At 72.2% G+C, this 25,109-nt stretch carries 18 protein-coding genes; 9 read left to right on the forward strand and 9 right to left on the reverse strand.

Features of this window, described 5'->3' with window-relative positions; translation table 11 throughout:
• Window positions 1-74: 74 nt before the first annotated feature.
• Entirely contained in the window at window positions 75-1,940 is a 1,866-nt protein-coding gene (locus J4H92_RS01235) for a glycosyltransferase (protein WP_208095214.1), read from the forward strand.
• 37 nt (window positions 1,941-1,977) lie between these two features.
• Here the strand turns inward: J4H92_RS01235 and J4H92_RS01240 are convergent, their stop codons facing one another.
• The 5 genes from J4H92_RS01240 to J4H92_RS01260 form a co-directional block, all read right to left on the reverse strand.
• On the reverse strand, window positions 1,978-2,799 hold the full coding sequence (locus J4H92_RS01240) for a DapH/DapD/GlmU-related protein (protein ID WP_208095215.1): 822 nt from the start codon (window positions 2,797-2,799) through the stop codon (window positions 1,978-1,980).
• Entirely contained in the window at window positions 2,792-3,841 is a 1,050-nt protein-coding gene (locus J4H92_RS01245) for a Gfo/Idh/MocA family protein (RefSeq protein WP_208095216.1), read from the reverse strand. Before J4H92_RS01245 ends, J4H92_RS01240 begins: the two co-directional genes overlap by 8 nt.
• Before the next feature lie 224 nt (window positions 3,842-4,065).
• Complete coding sequence (locus tag J4H92_RS01250; protein ID WP_208095217.1) at window positions 4,066-6,147, reverse strand: DUF6541 family protein; 2,082 nt, start codon at window positions 6,145-6,147, stop codon at window positions 4,066-4,068.
• The gene (locus tag J4H92_RS01255; protein ID WP_208095218.1) at window positions 6,144-6,602 is read right to left on the reverse strand and encodes a DUF2304 domain-containing protein; all 459 of its coding nucleotides are present in this window, start codon (window positions 6,600-6,602) and stop codon (window positions 6,144-6,146) included. Before J4H92_RS01255 ends, J4H92_RS01250 begins: the two co-directional genes overlap by 4 nt.
• 6 nt (window positions 6,603-6,608) lie before the next feature.
• Window positions 6,609-7,358, reverse strand: coding sequence for a glycosyltransferase family 2 protein (locus tag J4H92_RS01260; RefSeq protein WP_208095219.1), 750 nt, complete (start codon window positions 7,356-7,358; stop codon window positions 6,609-6,611).
• A gap of 170 nt (window positions 7,359-7,528) precedes the next feature.
• Between J4H92_RS01260 and J4H92_RS01265 the strand changes: the two genes are divergently transcribed.
• On the forward strand, window positions 7,529-8,641 hold the full coding sequence (locus J4H92_RS01265) for a DegT/DnrJ/EryC1/StrS family aminotransferase (RefSeq protein ID WP_208095220.1): 1,113 nt from the start codon (window positions 7,529-7,531) through the stop codon (window positions 8,639-8,641).
• Between the two features lie 24 nt (window positions 8,642-8,665).
• Window positions 8,666-10,063: a glycosyltransferase gene (locus tag J4H92_RS15665; protein WP_208095221.1), complete on the forward strand. Its 1,398-nt coding sequence runs from the start codon at window positions 8,666-8,668 to the stop codon at window positions 10,061-10,063.
• 432 nt (window positions 10,064-10,495) lie between these two features.
• Here the strand turns inward: J4H92_RS15665 and J4H92_RS01275 are convergent, their stop codons facing one another.
• Together J4H92_RS01275 and J4H92_RS01280 are read right to left on the reverse strand one after the other, a co-directional pair.
• Window positions 10,496-11,710, reverse strand: coding sequence for a glycosyltransferase family protein (locus J4H92_RS01275; RefSeq protein ID WP_208095222.1), 1,215 nt, complete (start codon window positions 11,708-11,710; stop codon window positions 10,496-10,498).
• A 131-nt stretch (window positions 11,711-11,841) separates the two neighbouring features.
• Complete coding sequence (locus J4H92_RS01280; protein WP_208095223.1) at window positions 11,842-13,623, reverse strand: ATP-binding cassette domain-containing protein; 1,782 nt, start codon at window positions 13,621-13,623, stop codon at window positions 11,842-11,844.
• 90 nt (window positions 13,624-13,713) lie between these two features.
• Between J4H92_RS01280 and J4H92_RS01285 the strand changes: the two genes are divergently transcribed.
• Both J4H92_RS01285 and J4H92_RS01290 read left to right on the forward strand, forming a co-directional pair.
• Window positions 13,714-14,979, forward strand: a complete 1,266-nt coding sequence (locus tag J4H92_RS01285; protein WP_341782959.1) for a glycosyltransferase family protein — start codon at window positions 13,714-13,716, stop codon at window positions 14,977-14,979.
• A 64-nt stretch (window positions 14,980-15,043) separates the two neighbouring features.
• Window positions 15,044-16,333, forward strand: coding sequence for a nucleotide sugar dehydrogenase (locus J4H92_RS01290; RefSeq protein WP_208095224.1), 1,290 nt, complete (start codon window positions 15,044-15,046; stop codon window positions 16,331-16,333).
• A gap of 63 nt (window positions 16,334-16,396) precedes the next feature.
• Here J4H92_RS01290 and J4H92_RS01295 read toward each other — a convergent pair whose 3' ends face one another.
• Complete coding sequence (locus tag J4H92_RS01295; protein ID WP_208095225.1) at window positions 16,397-16,795, reverse strand: coiled-coil domain-containing protein; 399 nt, start codon at window positions 16,793-16,795, stop codon at window positions 16,397-16,399.
• A 273-nt stretch (window positions 16,796-17,068) separates the two neighbouring features.
• Here J4H92_RS01295 and J4H92_RS01300 point away from each other — a divergent pair, with 273 nt between their 5' ends.
• Both J4H92_RS01300 and J4H92_RS01305 read left to right on the forward strand, forming a co-directional pair.
• On the forward strand, window positions 17,069-17,950 hold the full coding sequence (locus tag J4H92_RS01300; RefSeq protein ID WP_208095226.1) for an ABC transporter permease: 882 nt from the start codon (window positions 17,069-17,071) through the stop codon (window positions 17,948-17,950).
• Window positions 17,934-18,713: an ABC transporter ATP-binding protein gene (locus tag J4H92_RS01305; protein WP_208095227.1), complete on the forward strand. Its 780-nt coding sequence runs from the start codon at window positions 17,934-17,936 to the stop codon at window positions 18,711-18,713. Before J4H92_RS01300 ends, J4H92_RS01305 begins: the two co-directional genes overlap by 17 nt.
• Window positions 18,714-19,107: 394 nt before the next feature.
• Here J4H92_RS01305 and J4H92_RS15670 read toward each other — a convergent pair whose 3' ends face one another.
• On the reverse strand, window positions 19,108-21,099 hold the full coding sequence (locus tag J4H92_RS15670) for an acyltransferase family protein (RefSeq protein WP_208095228.1): 1,992 nt from the start codon (window positions 21,097-21,099) through the stop codon (window positions 19,108-19,110).
• A gap of 89 nt (window positions 21,100-21,188) precedes the next feature.
• Between J4H92_RS15670 and J4H92_RS01315 the strand changes: the two genes are divergently transcribed.
• On the forward strand, window positions 21,189-22,460 hold the full coding sequence (locus J4H92_RS01315; RefSeq protein WP_341782960.1) for a nucleotide sugar dehydrogenase: 1,272 nt from the start codon (window positions 21,189-21,191) through the stop codon (window positions 22,458-22,460).
• Window positions 22,461-22,511: 51 nt separating this feature from the next.
• Window positions 22,512-25,109 (forward strand): glycosyltransferase, encoded by a 2,598-nt coding sequence (locus J4H92_RS01320; RefSeq protein ID WP_208095229.1) that lies wholly within the window; start codon window positions 22,512-22,514, stop codon window positions 25,107-25,109.

Here is a 25,109-nt window from a genome sequence, read left to right on the forward strand (position 1 = left end):
GTTCCCGCCCCGTCACCCGGTAGGCTTGGCTCGACCCTGACGCCGTGAGGGGCCGCTGTGAAAGGTCGTGAGCCGTGTCCACCACGCTGCAGAACGTCGTCTTCCCCGCGTCCGCGGATCCCGAGGTTCTGCCCCTGTACGAGGAGACGGAGCCGACGCCCCGTGCGGATCGCTCGTTCTCGCGGCGGGGCACCGTGCTCGGCGCGGGCGATCGCGTCTCGTTCGCCAGCTACTTCAACGCCTTCCCGGCCTCCTACTGGCAGCGCTGGACCGTCGTGGAGCAGGTGTCGCTCGAGCTGCGCACGCGCGGCGCGGGCAGCGCCGTCCTCTACCGCAGCACCGCGGACGGCGTGCAGCAGCGGGTCGCCTCGCGCACGCTCGACGGCGAGGCGGTGACGCGCTTCGAGGTGCCGCTGACGCGCTTCGGCGATGGCGGCTGGCTCTGGTTCGAGCTGATCGCGGGAGACGAGGGGCTCGCCCTCGAGGGCGGCGAGTGGCGCACGGACGCCCCGCCGGTGACCGATGGCAAGCTCAGCATCGGCATGACCACCTACAACAAGCCCGACTACTGCGTGGCGACGCTGCGCGGCCTCGCGGACGATCCCGCTCTGGCCGAGGTCGTCGACCGCGTCCTGCTCATCGACCAGGGCACGCGCAAGGTGCGCGACGAGCCCGGCTTCGACGCGGCCGCCGCGGAGCTCGGGGCGAAGCTCGCCGTGATCGAGCAGGGCAACCTCGGCGGTTCGGGCGGGTTCGCGCGCGCCATGGCGGAAACCCTGCGCCTCGACGACACCGACTTCCTCCTCCTGCTCGACGACGACATCGAGCTCGAGACCGAGAGCGCGCTGCGGGCGCTGCAGTTCGGGCGCTTCAGCCGCGAGCCCACCATCGTCGGCGGGCACATGTTCGATCTCCTCGACAAGCCGGTCATGCACGCCTGGGCGGAGGTCGTGCGCCAGCGGGACTTCATGTGGCAGCCGTCGTTCCCCGAGCAGCGTCGGCACGACTTCCGGCGCGGCGCGCTGCGCGAGACGGGCTGGATGCACGCGCGCCTCGACGCCGACTACAACGGCTGGTGGATGTGCCTGATCCCCAAGCGGATCATCCAGACGATCGGCCTCGCGCTGCCGCTGTTCATCAAGTGGGACGACGCGGAGTACGGGCTGCGCGCGCGCGAGTACGGCTTCCGCACGGTGTCGCTGCCCGGCGTGGCGCTGTGGCACGTCGCCTGGCAGGACAAGGACGACACCCAGGACTGGCAGGCGTTCTTCCACGCGCGCAATCGCGTGGTGGTCGGCCTGCTCCACTCGCAGGAGCCCCGCGGCGGCGCGCTGGTGCAGTTCAACGGACGGCAGGACATCAAGAAGCTGTTCAACATGCAGTACTACGCGGTGCGCCTCTCGGTCGACGGGCTGGAGGCGGTGCTCGAGGGCCCCGACGCGCTGCACCGCAGCCTCGCGACGGCGATGCCCCGAGCCAGGGAGCTCGCCGCCGAGTACCCCGAGACGAGGGTCTACCTTCCGGACGATCCCGGGCTGCCCGCCGCGGAGCAGGGCCGTGCGCTGCCGCATCGCGGCCCGAAGCCGGCCGGCCCCGCGGGCTGGCGGCTCGCGCTCTTCACACTGCGCACCGCGCTCGCCCAGGCGCTGCGCCGGGACGACGAGACGCGCCCGGCTCCGCCCGAGGTCGAATACGCCAAGCGGGACGCCTTCTGGTGGGTCGTCCCGCGGCACCGCAGCGTGATCGTCGGCACGGCGGACGGTGCGGGCAAGACGTGGTTCCGGCACGACCGCGCGAAGTTCCGGCGTCTCTGGCGGCAGAGCCGGCGCGCGTCGCGGCGGATCGAGCGCGAGTGGAACGACCTCGCGGCCCGGTACCGCAGTGCGCTGCCGCGCATCGTCTCGCCCGAGGAGTGGTGGAAGACCTTCGACGGGCGCTGAGGCCACGCGGAGGGTCCGCGGCGCGACGGGTCGGGGCTCAGGGCCGCGCGGCTGCGGCCGGGCGGCGATCCTCCCGCTCGCGCCACTGGGCCAGATCCTCGGCGAGGGATCCGCTCCACCGGCCGGGGTCGGCGCGCTCGAGCAGCAGGTCGCCGGCCTCGTAGGCGTCTCGCAGCGCCGCGATCTCCGCTTCGTCGATGCCCTGACGGCGCAGACCGACCGCGTTCACACCGTGGATGCGCGCGGGCGAGCCGTAGGCGGTGACGTGCGGCGGCAGATCCCTGGCCAGCGGCGTCCCCATGCCCACCATGCTGCCGGCGCCCACGAAGACGCGCTGGTGGATCGCGGCGTTCAGACCGAGGTTGGCGCGCGCGCCGATCACGCAGTGGCCGCCGATGCTCACCCCGGCCGAGACGGTGGCGCCCGGCCCGAGCCTCACGTCGTGGGCGAGGTAGGCGCGGTTCAGGATCCAGGCGCCCGCACCGACCGTGGTGGGGCGATGGCTCCCCTGATGGATCACCGCGCCCTCGCGGATCACGGCACCGGTCTCGACGCGCACGCCCGCGTGGAGGAGGTCGCCCGGGCGGCCGTCGCGATCCTCCCAAGCGGCGTTCTGCGGCCGATCGCTCAGCTCCGGCGGCGCGCCCAGCTGCGCGCCCGCGCCGATGAAGACGTCGTCCTCGACCACGCACGGGCCGAGCAGCACGGCACCGGGGCCGATCCGCACGCGCGCGCCGAGCTCCACTCCGGCGCCGATCACGGCGTGCGGGCTGATCCGGCACCCGCCCTGGTCTCCTCCTGGCGCGCCCCGCCCGGGTCCGGTGCCGTCGTGCGGCTCGGCCGTCGTCGGCTCAGCCATCGTCGGGCCCCAGCGCGATCGTGCGGCCGCTCCGCGCCGACTCGACCGACGCCTCGCAGACGCTGAGCACGCGCAGCCCCTCGCGCAGGGTCACGGCCTCGCTGGTGCGCCCGAGCACGCGGTCCCGGAAGGCCTCGTGCTCGTTCTTCAGCGGCTCCCGCTTCTCGAAGGCGAAGCGGGTCATGGTGCCCTCGCTGACCCCGCGGAAGCTCGCGACCGCGTCCCAGTCGCTCGCCACGGTGCCGTTCTCGTAGAAGGTGAGATCCGCGGTGAGCGTGTCGGCGACGAAGGCGCCGCGCTCGCCGGTCACGACCGTGACCCGCTCCTTGAACGGGGTGAGCCAGTTGACCAGGTGGCTCGTGATGGTGCCGTCGGCGAGCTTGGCCGAGACGGCGACCATGTCCTCGTGCTCCCGCCCGCTGCGGAACGCCGTCTGCGCGCCGACCTCGACGTAGTCCGCGCCGGCGAGCCAGGCCGTGAGGTCGAAGTCGTGGCTGCCGAGATCCTTGACCACGCCGACGTCGGCGATCCGGGACGGGAACGGCCCCTGGCGGCGGGTGTGGATCTGGTAGACCTCGCCGAGCTCGCCGGCCCGCAGCCGGCGCCGCAGCTCGATCAGCGCGGGGTTGAAGCGCTCGATGTGGCCGACCGCCCCCACGAGCCCGCGCGACTCGAAGGCGTCGACCAGCTTGCGCCCGGCCTCGATCGAGTGCGCCACCGGCTTCTCGATCAGCGCGTGCACCCCCGCCGCGGCGAGGGTGAGGCCGACCTCCTCGTGGAAGCGCGTCGGCACCGCCACGACGACGGCGTCCACGCCGTGGGAGATGAGGCCGTCGACGGAGTCGTAGAGCGGCAGCGCGCCGGCCAGCCCGTGCGGATCGCCCAGCGCGTCGGCGAGCGCCACCAGTTCCACGCCCTCGGTCTCACGCGCGACCCTCGCGTGGTGCCGCCCCATCATCCCGAGCCCGATCAGGCCGAGTCTGAGCGGCCTCGCTCGTGTTCGCGCTTGTGCCGGTGCCGGTGCCTGCGTCTTTGTCACCATGGACCCTCCGCGTGCGTGTTCGCACGGGACTCCGCGCGTGCATCCATGCTACTGGGCATGATCCCGCCGGCGAGTGGGCTCGAAGTGCCCCTTCCCCACGTGCGAAAGGGCACTTCGGGTCCACTCGCGGCCGCGGGCGCGGGAAAGAGACCAGGGGGGCGGCGTGCCGGGCACGGGGGAGTGGGGGGAGGGGGCTCAGGGAAGGAGAGGGCCGGGAGCGGGGATCAGCAGGCGACGCGGTAGAGGGTCGCGTCGCCCTCGCGGTCCACCGGTTCGAGCGCCGGCGAGGCGCCCACGTCGCGGAGGCCCGCGAAGCGCGCCGCCACCTCGGGTTTGTCGCTGACCAGGACGGGGCCGCGGAAGTCCAGCACGAACGCCACGTCGAGTTCGCCGAGCAGGGCGCAGGCCGCCGGGCCGTCGAGGTCGCGCAAGTCGGCGGCGAGCGCCTCGGCCGCGTCGCCGAAGTTGCCGGAGAGGTGGGGGAACAGCACGTCGCGGCCCGCCAAGGAGGAGGCGAAGGCCGTGCCCGTCCACGGATCCCCCGCGATCAGCGCCCCGTCGGGCACCTGCTGGTCGAGCCGCTGCAGCAGGGCGTACTCGTCGGGGTCGAGCAGGGGCGACTCCTCCGAGATCGCGTGCTGATCCGAGATCCAGCCGCTCTGCTCCGCGAGGGCGTCGCCGCGCCCCCCGAAGAGCAGCAGGGCGATCACGGCCACGCCCCCGGCGGCGGGCAGGATCCGCCGCGCGGCGCTGCTCGGTCCGCCGAGGTCGCGGCGCCCCCCGCGGACGGCGTCCCCGGAGGTGCCCACGAGCGCGCGGAGGCCGTCCACCACGAGGTCGAACAGCAGTGCGGCCGCGACCCCGGCGAGCGGGAGCGCGATCACGGGCAGCAGCGCCGCGAGCCGCGCCGCGTCGCTGTACCAGCCGCCCGTGAGGAAGTCGCGGACCGGCCCGCTCAGGCCCGTCGCCGCCGCGTAGAGCACGAGGAGGATCGCGTACGAGCCGAGCAGCCAGCGGTGCCTGCGGAACGCGAGGAGCAGACCGGCGCCGCCGAGCACGAGCACCGTGGTGAACCAGGCGGTCGAGCCGAGCATCGGGGCGTTGCCGAGGGCGTCGAGCAGGGCGATCGCGGCATGGCCCTCGGCGCGGCGCTGCTCGGTGGTCGCGACCGTCGACCACAGCAGCAGGATGCCGAGCCCCGCGGCGGCGAGGCCGGCCCAGCGCAGCAGCGCGGCGCGGCGCGTGAGCGTCGGCCCGTGCGCGAGTGCCGGCTGCCGCGACGTCCGGGCCCGGCGCAGCTCCAGGGCGGTGACCACGAGGAGCGGCACGATCAGCGCGGCGATCCCGAAGAGCGCGTTCGGGTGGGCGAGCGCGGCCGCCCCCGTGGCCGCCGCCGCCACCGTCCAGAGGGCGGCGGGGGGTGCGTCGAGGCCGAGCACCCGATGCACGGCGGCGCTCCCGCCCGGCCTCGGCCGCCGCATCCCGGGCCGGAGGGCGAGGTGCGCGGCGCCGAGGACGACCGGGACCAGCGCGGTGGCCAGGAAGTTGGGGGAGAGCACGCCCCAGGCGAGGAGCAGATAGGGGAAGGCGGTGAAGGCCGCGGCGAGCGCCCCGCCGAGCAGCAGGTGGGCCGGGCGCCGGGCGAAGAACGGCGCGGCGAAGAAGAGGATCGCGACGGGCCACGCCCACGCCGCCACGGCGAGCGCCGTCGCGTTGCTCGCGACCGCGATCCCGGCCCCGGACAGCTGCGCGACGAGGGCGACCGTGGCGTGCCAGAGCGTCGGGTAGAACACGCTCTCCCGCTCGGGATTCGCGAGATTCATGTGCAGCGGCGAGGCGTCCCCGGTCTCGAGGATCTGCGCCACGGCGCCCAGATGGAAGACGCCGTCGTAGGTCTGCGACGGCAGGGTCGGATCGCCGATGGCGCGCACGAGCTCCTGGCCGATGACCGCCGCGGCGATCAGGAGCGCTCCGCCGAGCGCGAGCGCGGCGCGGCGCGGCGCGGGGCTCCGCCGCCCGGCGGAGACGGCCGCGGAAACGGCCGGCGCGGGGATCGCGAGCCGGAGCAGGGCGCAGAGCAGCGCCGCCGCACCGGCGACGCCGAGCACCGGCAGCACGCCCCAGGAGAGGCCGAGCAGCGGCGCGGCGAGCGCGGCCACGGCGATGGCGGCGAAGGAGGCCGCGACGGAGGCCGCGAGCAGCGCGAGACCGCGCAGGCGCAGCGCGAGGGCCGCGGGCAGGCCCGGAACCGTGATCAGCGCGATCGCGCTCAGCAGCGCCGGGACGGCGGCGATCCAGTGGTTCACAGGGAGCCCGGCTCTGGACGATCGCGACGCGGCGACCCAGGATCCTGTGCCGGATGATCCTGTGCTGTGCGATCCTGTGCCGTGCGATCCTGCGCGACGGGATCCTCGGCCCCGCCGCCGCGCTCGCTCAGCCGCGCCTCCATCAGCGAGACGGCCCGCGCCAGCTCCGTCACCCTGGCGTCGCTGCGCGCCTTCGACCGCACCGCGGCCACGCCGAAGAGCAGCGTCGCGATGATGAACACGTAGAGCAGCAGGTCGGCGCCGCGACCGATCCCGAAGAAGTGCGCGACCGCCGTGAGCGCGCTCGGGAAGAGGATGGCGAGCACTGCGGCGAGGGCGAACAGCACGGCGAAGATGCGCTTCAGCGCGAGCGCTCGCTCGCCGGGCAGCAGCCGCAGGACCAGCAGCGCGGCGACGGCGACCCCGAGGATCAGGAGGAACTGGAAGAGCGTCATCTGCGGCTACCTGATGAAGAGGTCGGTGAGGATGTTGACCGAGTTGAGCAGCGACTGCCCCTTGGCCCTGGAGTAGTCGGTGTAGAGGACCTCGACGGCCTGCTCCGCGTAGGGGAGCCGCGTGCGGCCCAGCTGCAGCACGATCTCGGTGCCGTGCGCCATGCGGTCCTGGCGCAGCCGCACCTGCCGCAGCGCGTCCGCGCGGATCACGCGCAGGCCGTTGTGCGCATCGGTGAGGCGGGTCCGGGTCGACCAGTTGGTCACCGTCGCGGCGGTCTTGAGCACGATCCGCTTCATGAGGCCCGGGCGCGTGCGATCGTCGAGGAAGCGCGAGCCGAACACGATCGCCAGCTGCTCGACCCTGGCGCGCTCCACCATCGCGGCGGCGTCCTCCGGCCGGTGCTGGCCGTCGGCGTCGAAGGTGACGGCGTAGCCCGCGCCCCGTTCGAGGGCGTAGTCGAAGCCGGTCTGCAGCGCCGCGCCCTGGCCGAGGTTGATCGGGTGCGTCACCACGCGCGCGCCGGCCGCGCGTGCGAGCGCGCCGCCGCCGTCGTGCGATCCGTCGTCCACGCAGACGATGCGGGGGAAGAACGGCCGCAGCCCCGCGACGACCTCCGCGATGACGGGGGCCTCGTTGTAGAGCGGGATCACCACCCACGCATCGGCGCCGGCGGCCCCGTCGGCGGCGCGCGCCGGCGCTGCCGCTCCGGATGCGCCGGATGCGCCGGAGGCCGGAGTCGTGGAGGCCGCAGTCATGGAGCCATTCTGGCAGACCGGGATCCCCCGGAGCCTGTGTCGCGCACCCGGAGTCCGTGTCTCCCGCGCCCCGCGCGCCGCCCCGCCCCGCGGGCGTGACCGTCCGGCGCTGCCGGTAGTCTCGTAGGGGATCGGCCCGTACCACCGGGCCAGGAGGCGAGAGGCGGCTGATGGCATCGGAGTTCATTCCCGCGGCGAAGCCCATCATCGGCGAGGCGGAGCGCGAGGCCGTGGATCGGGTGCTGCGCTCGGGCATGATCGCTCAGGGCCCCGAGGTGGCGGCATTCGAACGGGAGTTCGCGGACCACTTCGCGGAGGGGCGCCCGACCGTCGCCGTGAACTCCGGCACGAGCGGCCTGCACCTGGGCCTGCTCGCCGCGGGCGTCGGCCCGGGCGACGAGGTGATCGTGCCGTCGTTCACCTTCGCGGCGACGGGCAACGCCGTCGCGCTGACCGGAGCCTCCCCGGTGTTCGCCGACATCGAGCCCGACACCTTCACCCTCGACCCGGCCTCGGTGCGGGCGGCGATCACGCCCCGGACGACGGCGATCATGCCCGTGCACCTCTACGGCCATCCCTTCCTCGCCGACGAGATCGCCGCGCTCGCCGCCGAGCACGGCCTGGCCGTCTACGAGGATGCGGCGCAGGCCCACGGCGCGAGCTGGCGCGGCCGGCCGGTGGGCGCGCTCGGCGATTTCGCGATGTTCAGCCTCTACCCGACCAAGAACATGACCTCCGGCGAGGGCGGCATGGTCGTGTGCGCTGACGAGGATCTCGCGCGTCGCGTGCGCCTGCTGCGCAATCAGGGCATGGAACGGCAGTACGAGAACGAGGTCGTCGGCTTCAACGCGCGGATGACCGACATCCACGCGGCGATCGGCCGGGTGCAGCTCGGCCGGGTGGATGCCTGGACCGCCGCGCGGCGGCGCAACGCGGCAGCGCTCGACGCGGGCCTGAGGGGGATCGCGGGCGTCGCCGTGCCGCGCGTGCGCGAGGGCGCGGTGCACGTCTACCACCAGTACACCATCCGCGTGCCGGCCTCCGAGCGCGACCGGATCCGCGGCGCGCTGAAGGAGGAGCACGGCGTGGGGAGCGGCGTCTACTACCCGATCCCGAACCACCGCCTCCCGTCGCTCGCCCGCTTCGCGCCCGGCGTCGAACTGCCCGAGACCGAGCGCGCGGCCGCCGAGGTGCTCTCGCTGCCCGTGCACCCCTCGCTCGGCGAGCCCGACATCGAGCGGATCGTCGCCGCGGTCGCCGCCGTGTCCCGAGCCGGCGCGTAGCCGAGCCCCGGGACGGGAGCCAGCGTGCGTGTCGCGATCGCCAGCCGCATCTTCGAGCCGGAGCCGGCCGCGGCCTCCTTCCGGCTCGCGGCGCTGGCGCGGGAGCTCTCGGCAGCCGGTCACGAGGTGACCGTGCTGACGGTTCGCCCGCCGGCCGCGCTCGCCGCGGCGGAGGATGATGCCCGCGGCGGCGGGGCTGCCGGCGGTGGTGCCCGCGGTGGTGCACGCGGTGGGGGGGCTCGGCCCTACCGCGTGGCGCGCGCGCCCGTGCTGCGGGATCGCAGCGGCTACGTGCGCGGCTACCTGCCGTACCTCAGCTTCGATCTGCCGCTCTTCTTCCGCATCCTGTGCGGGCCGAGGCGGGATCTGATCGTCGTGGAGCCGCCGCCCACCACCGGGTTCTTCGTGCGGATCGCCGCCGCGCTGCGGCGCACCCCCTACGCCTACTACGCGGCCGACATCTGGGCCGACGCCGCGGCGCAGACCGGCGCGCCGGGCTTGGTGGTGGGCGTGCTGCGGAGGGTCGAGCGCTTCGCGCTGCGCGGTGCGCGGGCGGTGCTGTCCGTCTCGGAGGGGGTGACCGCCCGGCTGGCCGAGCTCGGCATCGGCCCCGATCTCGGCGCCGGCTCGCGCGTCGAGACCGTCGGCAACGGGATCGACGTCGCGGCGTTCGCGGCGGGGCTGCGCGGTTCTGAGGAGCCGGGCGGCCCCGAGAGTCCGCGCGGCGCCGAGGATCCTGGCCGAGCCGCGGAGCCGGGTCGAGCGGAGGAGCCGGGTCGAGCGGAGGAGCCGGGTCGAGCGGAGGAGCCGGGCCGCGCCGTGGATCCGTCGCCGGCGCGGTCCTCGGCGGCGCAGCCGCCGACCTTCGTCTACGCGGGAACCGCGAGCGAGTGGCACGGCGCCGAGGTGTTCGTCAGGGCGATGCCGGAGGTGCTGCGGGCCGAACCGGCAGCGCGGTTGCGCTTCATCGGAGGGGGGTCCGAGCGCGGGGCGCTCGAGTCCCTGGCGGTCGAGCTCGACGTCGGCCGAGCGGTCTCGTTCGAGCCGGTGCTGCCGCCCGATCGGATCGCGCCGGTGCTCCGCGCGGCGTCGGCGGCGGTGGCGAGCGTCCGCCCCGGCACGGGCTACGACTTCGCCTTCCCCACCAAGCTCTACAGTGCCGCCGCCTGCGGCGCGCCGCTCATCTACGCGGGTCCGGGCCCGGCGGTGGCGTTCATGGCGGAGGAGGTCGACGGGCGCCCCGTCGGCGTCGCCTGCCCCCTCGACCCCGTCGCCGTCGCCCGGGCCATGATCGAGGCGGCCGAGGATCCGGCGTCGCCTGCGCGCCGCGCCCGCGTCGCGGAGTGGGCGGGCGAGCGGGTCGGTCTCGACCGCGTGGCGGCGCGCATCCGGGCGATCCTCGAGGCGCTCGTCCCGCGCTGACGCTCCCGCTTTCGGCCCCGCTCTCCTGTTTCCGCTTTCGGCCCTCGTTCTCCTGTTTCCGCTTTCGGCCCTCGTTCTCCTGTTTCCGCTTTCGGCCCTCGTTCTCCCGTTTCCGTTTTCGGTCCTCGTTCTCCTAATTTCCGTTCTCGGTTCTCGTTCTCCTAATTTCCGCTTTTCGGCCCTCGCTCTCCCGTTCCGGCTTTCGGTCCTCGTTCTCCTGTTCCCGTCCTCGTGCTCCCGTCTCTATTTCCCGCTCGCCTGGTGCCCCGCCCCTGCGATCTCGCCTGCGAGTGGACCCGAAGTGCCCTTTCAGGTAGCAGCAAAGGGCACTTCGGGTCCAATGCCGGGGCTTAACCCCGAGGATGGGGAGGCGCGGGCGCGGGCGCGCGCGGGCGGGCGGGCGGACGCGCGGGCGAGGGGAAGCGCGCCGGATCAGCCGCGGGCGGCGATCCGCTCCACGAGCTCGCTCCACACCCGCGCCTGCACCTCGCCCGAGAGTTCGCGGGCGTGCTCGTGGGCGGCGCGCTTCCAGGCGTCGACCCGCTCGGGGGTGAGCTCGTCGAGCACGCGCGCGAGCGCCTCCGCCGTGAAGTCGTCGGCCGTCTCGCCGAAGCCGTAGCGCTCGATGAAGCGGGCCATCTCGGGCGAGGGGCCGATGATCACGCCGAGCCGGGCCTGCACGAAGTCGAAGAACTTGTTGGGCAGGCACCATTCGAGGTTGAACGTGGTCGGGGCGATCAGGCTCAGTCCGACGTCGTAGCGGTGCAGGGTCCGCACGAGTTCCGCGTAGGGCACCGGATCGCGGAAGACGATCCGCGGGTCGCCCCCGGCGCGGGCCTTCAGCTCGTCCAGGTAGGCGCGGTTGTTCTGCATCAGGTACAGGTCCAGGGTCACCTCGGAGCGGGTGGCCAGCACCGCGTCGATCATCACCTCGAGCTTGCGCGCCGGCGCCGGCAGGCCGCTGTGCACCAGCTTGATCGGCGACGCGGTCGGAACGGGCGCGAGCTCGTGCCACGGCGTCGCGTTGATCGCGAGTTCGCCACGGAAGCCGTAGACGCGCTCGTACTCGTCGAGGATCCCCTGGCCCACGCTCGTGACCCCGGCGACGCCCCGGCCGTCGGCTCCGCCGCCCCGGCCACCGGCGCCGCCCCGGCCGACCGTCCCGCCGCCGGCCACCTCGGTGCGCAGGATCCAGTCGAAGAACGGCGCGATCAGCAGGCGCCAGAGCCACCGGTTCTCGCCCTGCCTCGGGGCGTACTCGTGCAGGTCGGCGATCACGCCGAGCCGCGACCGCAGCCGGTTCGCGATCGGCACGCCCAGCAGATCGTTCGAGACGATCAGGTCCCACTCGCCGTCGCGCAGCTTCTCGAGCGCCTCGCCCACCAGGGGGTGCGCGTTCAGCGTGCCGCGGTGCCGCCGGAACAGCTGCCGCAGCGCGTTCTTGATCCGCCAGACCCTCCCCCCCTGCAGCTCGGCGAGCGTGCGGAACTCGACGTGGGGCAGATCCGGGAACGGCGACGGGCCGATCCCCGCGGTGGTGACGCTGTGGTGCCGGCGCAGCTCCTGCACCTGCTTGATGCCTCGGGGCTCGGTCATGAACGGCGTGACGGCGAGCACGAGGATGTCGAGGCGGGGCTGGTCGGTCATCGGGTCCGTTCGGGTCGGGGCAGGGAGTTCGGGGCAGGGAGTTCGGGGCGGGGGATCGGAGAAGGAAGCGGGGCGGGGGCGGTGTTGGCGGGCGGGAGCAGGATCGGGATGGGGCGATCGCGGGCGCGGCGTCAGTCGAGGAGTCCGGAGAGCCGGGCCTGGCGCCGGAACCCCTCGACCTCTCGCACGAGTTCGTCGAACGCGCCGTGGGCGGCGAGACGGCCGTGCTCCAGGTAGAAGAGCCGGTCGGCCTGCCGCACCGTCGACAGCCGATGGGCGACGAGGATCACGGTCGTCGATCCGCGGAGCGCGGCGACCGCGTCGGAGATGGTGGCCTCGGTCTCGGCGTCCAGGGCGCTCGTCGCCTCGTCCATGATCAGCACGCGCGGCTCGCCGTAGAGCGCCCGGGCGATGCCGAGCCGCTGCCGCTGCCCGCCGGAGAGCGACAGTCCGCGTTCGCCGACCGCGCCGTCGATGCCGCCCGGGCGCCGCTCGACGAGGGGCAGCAGCTGCGCCCGTTCGAGCGCGGAGCGCACGCGGTCCGGGTCGATGTCGTCGCCCCAGGTGAGTGCCACGTTCTGCGCGACCGTGCCGTCGAAGATGGAGACCTCCTGCGGCACGTAGCCGACGCGGGACCCCCAGGCGCGGCCGAGTTCGGGGATGGGGATCCCGTCCACCGAGATCCCGCCGGAGGAGGGCGAGAGCAGTCCGAGGAGCAGGTCGATCATCGTGCTCTTGCCCGAGCCCGACTCGCCCACGAACGCCACCGTCTGGCCGAAGGGGATCGTGAACGACACCTCCGTCAGCGCGTCGACGGCGGAGCCCGCGTAGCGGAAGCTCAGGTCCTGCACCTCGATGGCCCGCGGATCGGCCGGGAAGTCGGCGTTCCGCTCGGGCGCCGCCCGCCTGGCGGCGTGCTCGCTGCCGTCGATCTCGTCGGCGACGCGCCGGGCGTGCGCCGAGGTCGCGTTCATCTGCGACATGATCGTCTGGAAGCGGATCACTGACGGCGCCATGCGGAACCCGGCGAGGGCGAACAGCGCCACGGCGGTGAGCGCGGACGCGGCGCCCCCCAGCAGGAACGACGTCCCGCCGATCAGCAGGAAGCCGCCGACGATGCCCGCGTCGAGCACGAAGCGCGGCACCTGGCCGAGGAACTGCACGTTGGCGCGGGCGCGGGTCGTGGTGCGGCGGTTCGCCGAGAGCACGGCGGCCACCTCGCCGAACTTGCCGCGGAGCGCGATCTCCTTCAGCGCTCCCACCATCTCGGTGATGAGCCGCGAGTTCTTGAGCGCGTAGCTGAGCGTGATCTTGCCGGCGGCGCGGGCGTGCCGTGCGATCCACAGGTAGAGCACGAGGCCGATGAGGCCGAGGTAGACCAGGGTGATGACCGCGACGAGCGGCTGCGCGATGGCGAGCACCGCGATGACGGCCACGAGGCTCGCGGCCTCGCCCAGCAGCGTCGCGCCCGGCAGCAGGAAGTTGCTGATCGTGATCGCCACACTGTTGTCGACGAGCCGCACGAGGTCGGCGGAGTTCTTGCCCAGCCGCTCCTCCCACGGGGCACGGAGGTAGCCGGCGAAGAGCCGGTCGCCGAGCTCCAGCTCGTAGCGCGCGAAGCCGCGGGTCGCCCAGCGGAGCAGCACGACCGAGACGATCGCCTTCGACATCATGAGCAGGCAGATCACGGCGATCGCCCACACCACGCCGGCGGTGTCGAGATCGCCGACGAGCGGCAGCGAGACGGCGGCGCCCTGGCTCAGCGGCGCGATGATGAGGGCGAGCAGGCCGAGGGCCGCGGCGTCGAAGACCGCGAGCACGGCGAGCGCGGCCGAGTAGAAGCCCAGGAACCGCCGGGCGTCGGCGGGCAGGATGCCGAGCACTCTGCGGTAGAGGCGGAACACGTCCCTCACAGCGCTCCTCCGCAGGTTTGTTCGTGGCGGGTATCGTTTGTGTCTGACGCAACATACTAATGCGCTCCGAGACGAGGAGGATGAAAGGACGTGGTGGACGCGGTGAAGCCCCGGATCCTCTGCATCTCGCTGACGCCCCTCCGCCGGGACGCGCGGGTGCTGCGGCAGATCGCGCTGCTGGCCTCGCTCGGCGAGGTCACGACGATCGGTTTCGGGGAGACCCCGGAGGGGGCCGCGCACCACCTCCGGGTGCCGGACGGGCTGGCCACGCTGCCGCAGACCCCGGCGGGCGTCGCGCGTCTCGCCCTGCGCGCGCACCGCTCCGCCGAGTGCTCCTCGCCCGCGGCGAGGTGGGTGCTGCGGCAGCGGGTGCCGCGCGACGGGCTCCGGGCCGAGGGGCTCGAGGCGGACGGGCGCGGGGCCGGCGCCCGCCCGGACGGCGAACCGTGGGTTGGCGAGCACTGGGATCTGGTGGTGGCCAACGACGCCCGGGTGCTGGATCTCGCGTTCCGGCTCGCCGGCGATGCGCCGGTGTGGGCGGATCTGCACGAGTGGGCGCCGGAGGAGCGCACCCACATCCGGTCGTGGCGCCTGCTCGTCGCGCCCTTCATGGTGCACCTGTGCGCCCGCTACCTGCCGCGCGCGCCGCTCGTCACGACGGTCTCCGAGGGCATCGTCGAGCTGTACCGGGAGCGCTTCGGCGTCGACGCCCGGCTGATGACCAACGCCGGCCCGTTCCGCGGGATCGCCGTAGGTCCGGCGCCGGGGAACGGCGGCCCGGCCCCTCGGGTCGAGGATTCACCGGTCCGCTGCGTGCACAGCGGTGCGGCGATCCACGGCCGCGGCCTCGAGCGGATGATCGCGGCGTTCCTGCGCCTGCCCGAGCGCTTCACGCTCGATCTGTTCCTCGTGCCCGGCGGTGACGGCGGCGCGCACCTGCGCGAGCTGCGGAGCCTCGCGGCGGGATCGCCGCGCATCGCGTTCCGGGATCCGGTCGCCCCGGCGGAGCTGCCCGACGCGCTCGCCGCCTACGATCTCGGCGTGTTCTGGATCCCGCCCACGCACACGAACGCGCGGCTCACCCTGCCGAACAAGTTCTTCGACTACGTGCAGGCGCGGCTCGGGCTGGCGATCGGGCCGAGCGAGGAGATGGTGCGGGTGCTGGAGCGCTACGGGCTCGGCGTGGTCAGCGACTCCTTCGAGGTCGAGGATCTGGTGGCCTCGCTGCGCGACGTGACCGCGGCGCAGCTCGACGGGTGGAAGCGCGCGGCGGATCGCGCCGCCGAGCCGCTCGGCTTCGAGGCGCAGGCCGCGCCCATCCGGGCGGCGCTCGGCCAGCTGCTGCGCCCCGCCTGAACGGCGCAAGCTCCGTGCCCCGGGGCAGGATCGCAGCGAGAGCGCGGGGGCGTAGACTCGTCGCGTGAGAATCGCAGTCGTCGCCACCGGCAAGATCGGGCTCCCGCTCGCCGTCCAGTACGCCTCGATGGGCCACGAGGTCGTCGGGGTCGATGTGAACGAGGCGCTGGTCGCCGCCATCAACCGCGGCGAGGAGCCGTTCCCGGGCGAGGCGCAGCTCGCGGAGAAGCTGGCCGAGCTGGTGCCGAGCGGTGCGCTGCGGGCCACCACCGACTACGCCGACGCGATCCCGGGCGCCGACGCCGTGGTCCTGGTGGTGCCGCTGCTCGTGGACGAGGAGACGTGGCAGCCCGACTTCGGGTGGATGGACGCCGCGACGCGCTCGCTCGCCGAGCACCTGACGCCGGGCACCCTCGTCTCCTACGAGACCACGCTGCCCGTCGGCACCACGCGCGGGCGGTGGAAGCCGCTGATCGAGGAGGTCTCGGGCCTCGTGGAGGGCGACGACTTCCACCTCGTGTTCTCGCCGGAGCGCGTGCTCACGGGCCGGGTGTTCGCCGATCTGAGGAAGTACCCGAAACTCGTCGGCGGGCTGAACGAGGCCGGGACGACGCGGGCGATCGAGTTCTACGAGGCCGTGCTGAGCTTCGACGACCGCGACGACCTGCCGCGGCCGAACGGGGTCTGGGACATGGGTACCGCCGAGGCCGCCGAGATGGCGAAGCTCGCGGAGACCACCTACCGCGATGTGAACATCGGCCTCGCCAACCAGTTCGCGCGCTACGCCGACACCGCCGGAATCGACGTGTACCGGGTGATCGAGGCGTGCAACTCGCAGCCGTTCAGCCACATCCACCGGCCGGGGATCGCGGTGGGCGGGCACTGCATCCCGGTCTACCCCAGGCTCTACCTCTCGACCGACCCCGACGCCGACATCGTGCGGACCGCGCGCAACGTCAATGCTTCGATGCCGGCCTACGTGGTGGATCGCGTCGAGCAGACGATCGGGGATCTCGCGGGGCTGCGGGTCGTCGTGCTCGGCGCGGCGTATCGCGGCGGCGTCAAGGAGACCGCGGTCTCGGGCGTGTTTCCCACCGTGGAGGAGCTGACGCGGCGGGGTGCGACGGTGACGGTGCACGATCCGCTGTTCGGCGATGACGAACTGGCGGGGCACGGCTTCGCGGCGCATCGGATCGGCGACCCGGTCGACATCGCGATCCTGCAGGCCGATCACGCCGGGTACCGCGAACTCGGGCCGGCCGACTTCCCCGGCATCCGGCTCTTCGCGGACGGCCGCAACTTCACCGATCCGGCCGCCTGGCGCGGGGTGCCCCGCATCGTCATCGGCGCCTGACGCCCCGGCGGACCGTGTCCGCCGGTTCTCGAGGGCGCGGCGTGCCCGACCCGCAGCGGCCGACTACCGCGCGGGCGTCACGATGAGGCGCTTCTCCGTGCCGCGCTCCACGATGTTCAGCCGCTCGTCGATTCGAGCGACCGTCAGCTTGAGGCCCTCCAAGTTCTTGCGCAGCTCGTCGACGTCAGCGCGGAGCCTGTCGACGTCGGCGCGGAGCCTGTCGACTTCGGCGCGGAGCCTGGTGACTTCGGCGCGGAGACTGTCGACTTCGGCGCGGAGACTGTCGACTTCGGCGCGGAGACTGGCGACTTCGGTGCGGAGGCTACCGACATCGGCCTCGATCTTGTCGAACCGGGCGTTGAACTCGGCGCGCAGGCTGTTGTGGGACGACCGCGTGAAGCCCCAGATGGCGAGAATGGTCACCACCACGCCCAGCACCGTCACCCAGCTCTCCACGCTCATGCCTCGATTCTTTCAGGAAGTCCGTCCGATTGCGAGCAACGCTACCGCCGCTGGAGCGCGCGAGCACACGGTTCCGCGGGATCTGTGGATAGCTTGCGCGGAACCCTCTATCGTGCCGTCCGGTGAGGGGCGACCGCTCCTCGGCGGGAGGGGCGTCGCTTCGCGACGGGAGCGGCGGCGCATCGCCGCGAGGACATCAGGGCGTCGGCGCGGCTCCGCCCCGCGCCGCAGCCGCGCCGGGGACTCCCACCGGCGTTCGGATAAGATGTCCGGGTGACTCAACACCCCGCGCTCAGCGACCCTGAGTATGCCACCCCGGGCACCAGTCGCGGCCTCATCAGTGTGTTCCAGCACCGGTACCTCCTGTCGCTGCTGCTCAAGAAGGGCATCGCGACCAGGTACTACGGCTCCGCCCTCGGCTGGGCCTGGTCCTACATCCGGCCCCTGGCCCAGTTCCTCATGTACTACGTGGTCATCGGCATCCTGCTCGGGCTCGAACGCTCGGTCCAGCCGTTCCCGATCTACCTGTTCTCGGGCATCATCGTCATCAACCTGTTCAGCGAGACCTTCCGCAGCACGACCGACGCGGTCCTCAACAACAAGTCGCTGATCCGCAAGATCTATCTGCCGCGCGAGCTGTTCCCGGTGGCCGCCGCGGGCGGGGCGATCATCCACTTCCTGCCGCAGGCCGCGGTGCTGCTCATCGTCTGCATCATCGTCGGCTGGACCATCTCCTGGGTGCAGATCCTCGCCTTCCTGGCCCTCGTGGTCATCGTCGTCGTGTTCGCTCTCGGCCTGGGGCTCTTCTTCGGGGCCTTCAACGTCGCCTACCGCGATTCCAAGAACATCGTGGACATCATCCTCATGTTCTCCACCTGGGTCTCGCCGGTGCTCTACACCTCGTACATGGTGAAGGAGCGCGCGGCCGGGATCGGGATGGACTGGGTCTACCAGCTCTACATGATCAACCCGGTCACGACCGCGGTGGAGCTCTCCCACCTGGTGTTCTGGAGGCCGGTCTCGCAGGACGCCCCGCCCGCGCCCGATCTGCTGCTCACCTACAGCTTCACGGGCATCGGGTTCGCGCTCGTGGCGCTGGTGCTCGGCCAGCTCATGTTCCGAAAGATGGAGGGGCGCTTTGCCCAAGACCTCTGACGCATCCGCCGCGGCCGTCGACACGAAGCCCGCGATCATCCTCCACGAGGTGGTCAAGGAGTTCCGGATCAAGCACGCCAGGTCGCTGAAGGAGTCCTTCGTCTCCCTGTTCAGGCGGAACGGTCCCGCGACGGACGACTTCCGCGCGCTCGACGGCGTGAGCTTCGAGGTGGGCCGCGGCGAGTCGCTCGCGGTGCTCGGCCGCAACGGCTCGGGCAAGTCCACCACGCTCAAGCTGATCTCCGGCGTGATGCTGCCGGACGAGGGCTGGGTGCGCACGCGGGGGCGGGTCGCGGGTCTCCTGGAGGTCGGCGCCGGGTTCCATCCCGACCTGACCGGCCGCGACAACATCTACCTGAACGCCGCCATCCTCGGCATGTCGAAGCAGGAGACCGACGACCGCTTCGACGAGATCGTGGAGTTCTCCGGCATCGAGCAGAAGTTCCTCGAGACCGAGGTGAAGCGCTACAGCTCGGGCATGCGCTCGCGGCTCGGCTTCGCCGTGGCGGTGCATACCGAGCTCGACGTGCTGCTGGTCGACGAGGTGCTCTCGGTGGGAGACGCCGCGTTCCGCGCGAAGTGCAACGAGAAGATCCTGGAGCTCCGCGATCAGGGCAAGACCATGTTCGTGGTGAGCCACAACATCCGCACCGTCAAGGCCCTCTGCGAGCGGGGCATCGTGCTCGAGCGCGGCAAGGTCGTCTTCGACGGCCCGATCGACGAGGCCGCCAAGCTGGTCGCGCCGAAGCGCCCCCGGCGCTGACCCGCGCGGCTCCCTCCCCTTTTTCTTTCTTTCCTCGCGCTTCCCCCTGCCTTTCTCCCTCCCGCGCCTTCCGCCCTTTCTCGCGCCTTCTTCCTTTCCTGCGCCTTCGTTTCTTCTCGCTCCCTCCCCTTCCTTCGCCTTCTTCCCTTCCCACCCTCTTCCCGCTCCGCTTGTGGACCCGAAACGCCCTTTGCCGAGGTATGAAGGGGCGTTTCGGGTCCACAAGCGGCGAGACGCGCGGGGAGCGGGGAGGCAGGAGAGGATGGAGATGCGCGGGGAGGCGGGAGATGCGGGAGACGCGGGGGCAGGCGGAAGAGGAGAGGCGGAAGAGGAGAGGCGGAAGAGGAGAGGCGGAGCCGGGAGAACCGGGAGAGGTGAGGGAGGGGCCGGGCGCTCAAGGCGCGGGCAGCGCCTCCGCCAGCGCCTCGGCGAGCACCGGCGCCATCTCCCGCGAGAAGGTCTGGGAGATGTGGTGCGAGTCCTTGAACACGAGCACGTCGCCCTGGATCGGCGGGCAGGAGTCCGCGTTGCAGACGTAGTCGGTGAAGTCGAACTCGACCAGGTCGAAGTCGGCGAGGAGTCCGTCGTCGACCTCCCGGAAGCCCGGCTTGAAGCCGTCCTCCCGCGAGACCGAGCAGGCATCGGGGTCGCCGGTGCTCCCCGAGAGGCAGGCCATCGGGTCGCCGGGGAAGGCGGGCGTGTCGCGGATCAGCACGACGCGGCTCTCCTCCGGCAGCTCCGGGAGCAGTTCCCGCATGCCGAGGTCGTACGCCTCGGGCAGCGTCTGCCCCACGGAGTTCGCGATGAGGATGACCTCCGGCTGCTCCTCGTGCAGCAGCTCGATCACGTCGTCCTTCCAGCTCAGGCAGTCGCGCGATTCCGTGAGCTCGCCGGTGAGGGTGCGATCGTAGATCGTGCACCCGCTCCGCACGTGGGCGGTGAGGAAGATGTCCCCGGCGTCGGCGATCTCCTCGAGTCCGGGCGCCCACTGGGCGGCGTGGGAGTCGCCGACGAGCGCCACGCTCGGCGCGTCGGGGTCGCTCCCGTAGGTGCAGGCCGGCGGCGGATCGGAGCTCGTGACGGTGAGGTTGCAGCCGCGGCCGCTCGGGATCGCCTTCTCGCTCTGGAAGTCCTGGAGGCGCACGCTGAGGTTGGAGCCGACGATCGGGGCGGAGACCGGCTGCTCGCTCAGCGAGAAAGCGGGGGCCGGCTCGCCGGCGTGCAGTTCGGCGGATGCGATGCTGCGCATGCCGACCACCGAGACCCCGGCGACGAGCGCGCTCGCGAGCACGGCCGAGGCGAGCGGGAGCCACACGGCGCGCCGGCCGGTGGATCGCGGCCTGCGGAACGGTGTCTCGATGAAGCGGTAGCTCAGCCAGCCGAGCGGGAAGGCGAGCAGCCCGAGCAGCAGCGACTGCCACAGCTCCAGCGGCGTCATCCAGGCCCCGGCGGCCTGGGGCAGGATCAGCAGCGGCCAGTGCACGAGGTAGACCGAGTAGGAGATCGCGCCGATCCAGAGCGCGGCGCGATTCTGGAGCAGCGCCCCGACCGCGCCTTCGTAGGGGCCGGCGAGGATGACCGCGGCGGTGGCGAGCACCGGCACGGCCGCCCAGTAGGAGGGGAACGGGGTGGTGTGGTCGAAGAGCAGGGCGGCGCCCAGCAGCACGAGCAGCCCGGCGATGCCGATCCACGAGCGCGCCCGTGCGCCCAGGCGCAGTTCGCGGCGCGCGAGCAGCACGGCGATGATGCCGCCGACGCCGAGCTCCCAGGCGCGGGTCGGGAGGAGGAAGAACGCCCACGGCTGCTGCGTCTCGGTGAGCACGACGGACCCGGCGAACGACGCCGCGACGAGGATCGCCGCGGTCCAGAGCACCGCGCCGATCCGGCGCCCTGCGAGCCGGTACACGGCCCAGAGGATCAGCGGCCAGAGCAGGTAGAACTGCTCCTCGATGCCGAGCGACCAGTAGTGCTGGAAGAGGCTCGGTTCGCTCGAGGCGAGGTAGTCGGTGCCCTCGCGCGCGAAGAGCAGGTTCGGCACGTACAGGGCGGTCCACGCGGCGTCCCGGCCTATCCGGGCGAGTTCGAGCGGCGGAACCACGAGCCAGGCGATCACGAGGCTGGCGATGAGCACGGCGAAGGAGGCGGGCAGGATGCGCCGGACGCGCCGGGCGTAGAAGGAGCCGAAGGAGAACTCGGAGCGCTGCAGGCTCCGCGCGATGTGGCCGGTGATGAGGAAGCCCGAGATCACGAAGAACACGTCGACGCCGATGTATCCGCCGCCGAGCAGCGGCAAGCCGGCGTGGTAGAGCACCACGAGCACGACGGCGACGGCTCTCAGGCCCTGGATGTCCGGCCGGAACGACTGCGGCTCGGTTGCGGTTCCCACCCGAACAAGCTACCCCAAAACGGTTCGAGGATCGTCGCCATCCCCCGTCCGCTTCGTCTTTTCGGGCGAGTGTTTTGTAAGCTGTTCGAGTGACGGTAAAAGAACACCCGAAGCTGGCGGTCATCGGCCAGGGCTATGTCGGACTGCCGCTCGCCATGCGGGCGGTCGACGCCGGGTACGACGTGGTGGGCATCGACTTCGACCGTGCCCGGATCGAGATGCTCGCCGGCGGCGAATCCTACGTCGACGACGTGACCGGCGACACCCTCCGCGCCGCGCTCGGCACCGGCCGCTACGCGGCGACGGCGGAGTACGCTCCGGCGGCCGGCTTCGATTTCGCGGTGATCACCGTGCCGACGCCGCTGCGCGATGCGCGCCCCGACCTCAGCTACATCGAGAGCGCCACCCGTTCGCTCGCGCCGCTGCTCACCCCGGGCGCGACCGTGGTGCTCGAGTCGACGACCTACCCCGGCACGACGCAGGAGCTGATGGTGCCCCTGCTCGAGGAGCTCAGCGGTCTGCGCGCGGGGGTCGACTTCTTCGCCGGGTACAGCCCGGAGCGGATCGATCCGGGCAATCGCCGGTTCACGTTCCAGACGACGCCGAAGATCGTCTCCGGGATCGATGCGGCCTCGCTGGAGCGCGTCGACGGGCTGTTCTCCGACCTCGTCGACACGACGGTGCCGGTCGGGTCTCCGCGCGAGGCGGAGATGGCGAAGCTGCTCGAGAACACCTTCCGCCATGTCAATGTGGCCCTGGTCAACGAGCTCGCGATCTACGCGAACGAGCTGGGTGTCAACGTCTGGGAGACCATCGAGGCGGCGGCGACCAAGCCGTTCGGCTTCATGAAGTTCACCCCGGGCCCCGGCGTGGGCGGTCACTGCCTGCCGATCGATCCGAGCTACCTCTCGTGGAAGGTGAAGACCGATCTGGGGCGCGACTTCCGCTTCGTGGATCTGGCCAACGACGTCAACGAGCACATGCCGGAGTACGTGGTGCAGCGCGCGATGCACGTGCTGAACGATCACCGGAAGTCGCTGCGCGGCTCGAAGGTGCTCGTGCTCGGAGTCGCCTACAAGCGGGACTCCAGCGATGCGCGCGAGTCGCCGGCGCTGGAGGTGATCCGCCTGCTGAACGAGTACGGTGCGGAGGTGACCGGTGTCGACAGTCATGTGGAGGATCGCCGCTGGCCGGCGGGTGCGGCCCGCGAGGAGCTGACCGCCGAGCTCGTGGACGAGGTCGACCTGGTGATCCTCATCACCGATCACTCCGATATCGACACCGGGCTGCTGGAGAACGCCGCCACGCCGGTGTTCGACACCCGGAACAAGCTGAGCGGCGAGAACGTCACCCGCCTCTGACTCCCGTGGCGGGATCATGCGGGGGCGGCGCCCTCGGTTAGGATCGACCTCGTGCCCAAGTACCATCTTCGCAATCTGCGCCTGCCCCAGCCGGTCATCGAGGGGGAGGCCGGGCTGCGGCTGTTCGGCGAGGAGGACTATCTCGGCATCTCTCGCCGCACGGCCGGCGCGATGATGGAGCTCGGCACCAGGATGCTCTCGCCCCAGATGATCGATGCGCTCACGCGCGTGGGCACGGAGGGCCGCTTCGACTGGCCCGGCCTGTGCGCGCATCTGCGGGAGTCGGGCCTGCGGGAGCTGCCGGAGGAGTGGCACCTGCCGTACCTGCTCAACGCCGCGTTCCTCAACTCCACCGTGGTGGGGGGAGCGGAGGCGATCCAGCAGGCGGCCGCGCTCGTGCGTCTGTCGCTGGAACACATCTACTTCCCCGAGGCGCTGAAGCGGCTCCGCTCCCGGCTCTACGTGCTGCAGATCGCGCATCTCTCCCGGGACCGGGAGCTGCTGCGCGAGGTGTTCGCGCGGGTGCCGAACACGGTGGACCGCCGCAACGGCAGCGTCTCGTGGGCGGTGCGCACGGACGAGCTGCTCCCCGTCGAGTGGACCGAGGACGACGAGGAGCGGGTCGAGGAGTGGTGGCGGGCCTTCAACGAGCCGTTCGCCGAGGCGGGGCTGGAGGACTGGGAGTTCCGCCGCTCCGAACTCTCGATCGGCAGGTCGGTCTTCTCGTGCATCCACGCGCCGCGGCTGCGCACCTGCGAGGTGCCCGTGGACCGCCAGCCGCTCGTCACGGTGATCGTGCCCACCTACTGCCCCGGGCAGTCGTTCCTCAACACCATCGAGTCGCTCGTGCACCAGAGCTGGCAGAATCTCGACATCCTCATCGTCGACGACGCCTCGCCCAGCGGCCAGGAGTTCATCGATCGCGCGGTCGCCAGCGATCCTCGGATCCGCATGGTGCGCATGGAGGTCAACGGCGGCGCCTACAAGGCCCGGAACCGGGGCATGCGTCTCGCGCGCGGCGAGTACGTCACGGTGGTCGACTCGGACGATCAGTCGCATCCCCGCAAGATCGAGCGGCAGATCATCCCGCTGCTGCGGGATCCGTCGCTCCTGGGCACGATGGCCTATGCGATGCGCGTGTTCGACAACGGCAGCATCGTCAATCTGGGCGGGCATCCCGTCGGTCACCACCTCCCCTCGCTGCTCTACCGCAAGGAGCAGACGATCTCGGCGCTCGGGTACTACGACGACGTGCGCAAGGCGGCCGACACCGAGTACGCGGCGCGGCTGCGGCACCGCTTCGGCGGGCGGGCGATCCTCAATCTGGAGCAGCCGCTCGATCTCTACCAGTTGACCGCCGGGTCGCTCTCGCGCAACGATTTCCGCGCCGGATGGTTCAGCGATCGGCGGGTGGCCTACCGTCATCAGTGGAAGACCTGGCACGAGAACGTCCTGGTCGATCCCGAGGTGGATCACTCCCCGATCCGCCCGGACGGGTCGCGGGCGTTCGTCGCTCCTCCGGCGTATCTGAAGGAGCCGATGGTCGAGTTCGTCGAGTTCGCGTACCTCTCGGAGTGGGCGACCTCGGTGGAGCAGCACGAATCGCCGGCCGAGACCGTCCGCGCGCTCGCGGCCGCGCGGCCCGAGCATCCGGTCGGGCTGCTGCACGGCGTGCATCCGCGCTGGACGCCGCCGGAGCGCGAGTTCAGCGTGTCGCATGAGACGTGGGAGCTGGTGGAGACGGGCGCGGCCGCCTGGATCAGCTGGGACGAACCGGTTCACGTGGGAACCCTGGTGGTCCCGTCGCCCGAGTACCTCCTCTATCTGCCGGTCGAGGGCGAGAACGCGCTCGTCGTCGACCGGGTGGTGATCGGGGTCGACACGGTCCTGCAGGACGAGGACGGGCGTGCGGGCATCCTCGACCCGCGCGTCATCGAGGAGCGCTGCCGCAGCGCGTTCGGCGTCGAACCGTCCTGGATTCCGGCGACGTCGCGGATCGGCGCGGCGCTCGCCCCCGCCGCGACGGCGGAGCTGCTGCCGGCGGGCAGCCTGCGCGTGGCTGCGCCGGATGCGGGCAGGGACGCCGTGGGCGCTGGGGATCCGCCGATCTTCGGCTTCGCCCCGTTCGCCCCGTTCGGAGGCGGTCTCGGTCGTCTGCGGCGCTTCTTCCGCGCCGTTCCGCGGGGGTCGCGCGCGCTGGTCTACGACGGATACGGGGCGTTCCCGTTCTGGGCGCGGGCGGCCAGGCCGCACCGCGTCTCCTTCATCGCGCAGGACGAGCTCTCCCCGAGGGAGTTCGTCGAGCGCGTGGATGTGCTCGTCCTCGACCCGTTCGAGTACCGCTTCCCGCTGCCGCAGGCCTATCTCTGGGCGGCTCTGGCCCGCGGCGTCGTGGTGGTGGCGCCCGAGGGCTATCGCAACGAGCTCGGTGACGCGGTGACCGCATTCCCGCCCGGCGGCCTCGAGGATCTTCTCGCGCGGCTGGGCGGCGATCGGGAGTTCTTCGGGTCCCGTCGCGAGGCCGCGCGGAGCGCCTGGGCGGAGCATGCGTCGCCGGCTGCGTTCGCGGGCGTGCTCGCGCGTGCGGGGCTGATCGGGGAGGGGTCCCCGCAGGCTCAGAAAGCTCCGAAGCGCGAGCCAGTAGAGTAG

The organism is Leucobacter weissii, assembly GCF_017565745.1.
Classification (GTDB): Bacteria; Actinomycetota; Actinomycetes; order Actinomycetales; family Microbacteriaceae; genus Leucobacter; species Leucobacter weissii.

Coding starts and splice junctions, on each gene's coding strand:
- J4H92_RS01275 (WP_208095222.1), bottom strand. CDS start 11,710: ATGACCGACCAGCCCCGCCTCGACATCCTCGTGCTCGCCGTCACGCCG.
- J4H92_RS01255 (WP_208095218.1), bottom strand. CDS start 6,602: ATGACGCTCTTCCAGTTCCTCCTGATCCTCGGGGTCGCCGTCGCCGCG.
- J4H92_RS01295 (WP_208095225.1), bottom strand. CDS start 16,795: ATGAGCGTGGAGAGCTGGGTGACGGTGCTGGGCGTGGTGGTGACCATT.
- J4H92_RS01260 (WP_208095219.1), bottom strand. CDS start 7,358: ATGACTGCGGCCTCCACGACTCCGGCCTCCGGCGCATCCGGCGCATCC.
- J4H92_RS01245 (WP_208095216.1), bottom strand. CDS start 3,841: ATGGTGACAAAGACGCAGGCACCGGCACCGGCACAAGCGCGAACACGA.
- J4H92_RS01240 (WP_208095215.1), bottom strand. CDS start 2,799: ATGGCTGAGCCGACGACGGCCGAGCCGCACGACGGCACCGGACCCGGG.
- J4H92_RS01265 (WP_208095220.1), top strand. CDS start 7,529: ATGGCATCGGAGTTCATTCCCGCGGCGAAGCCCATCATCGGCGAGGCG.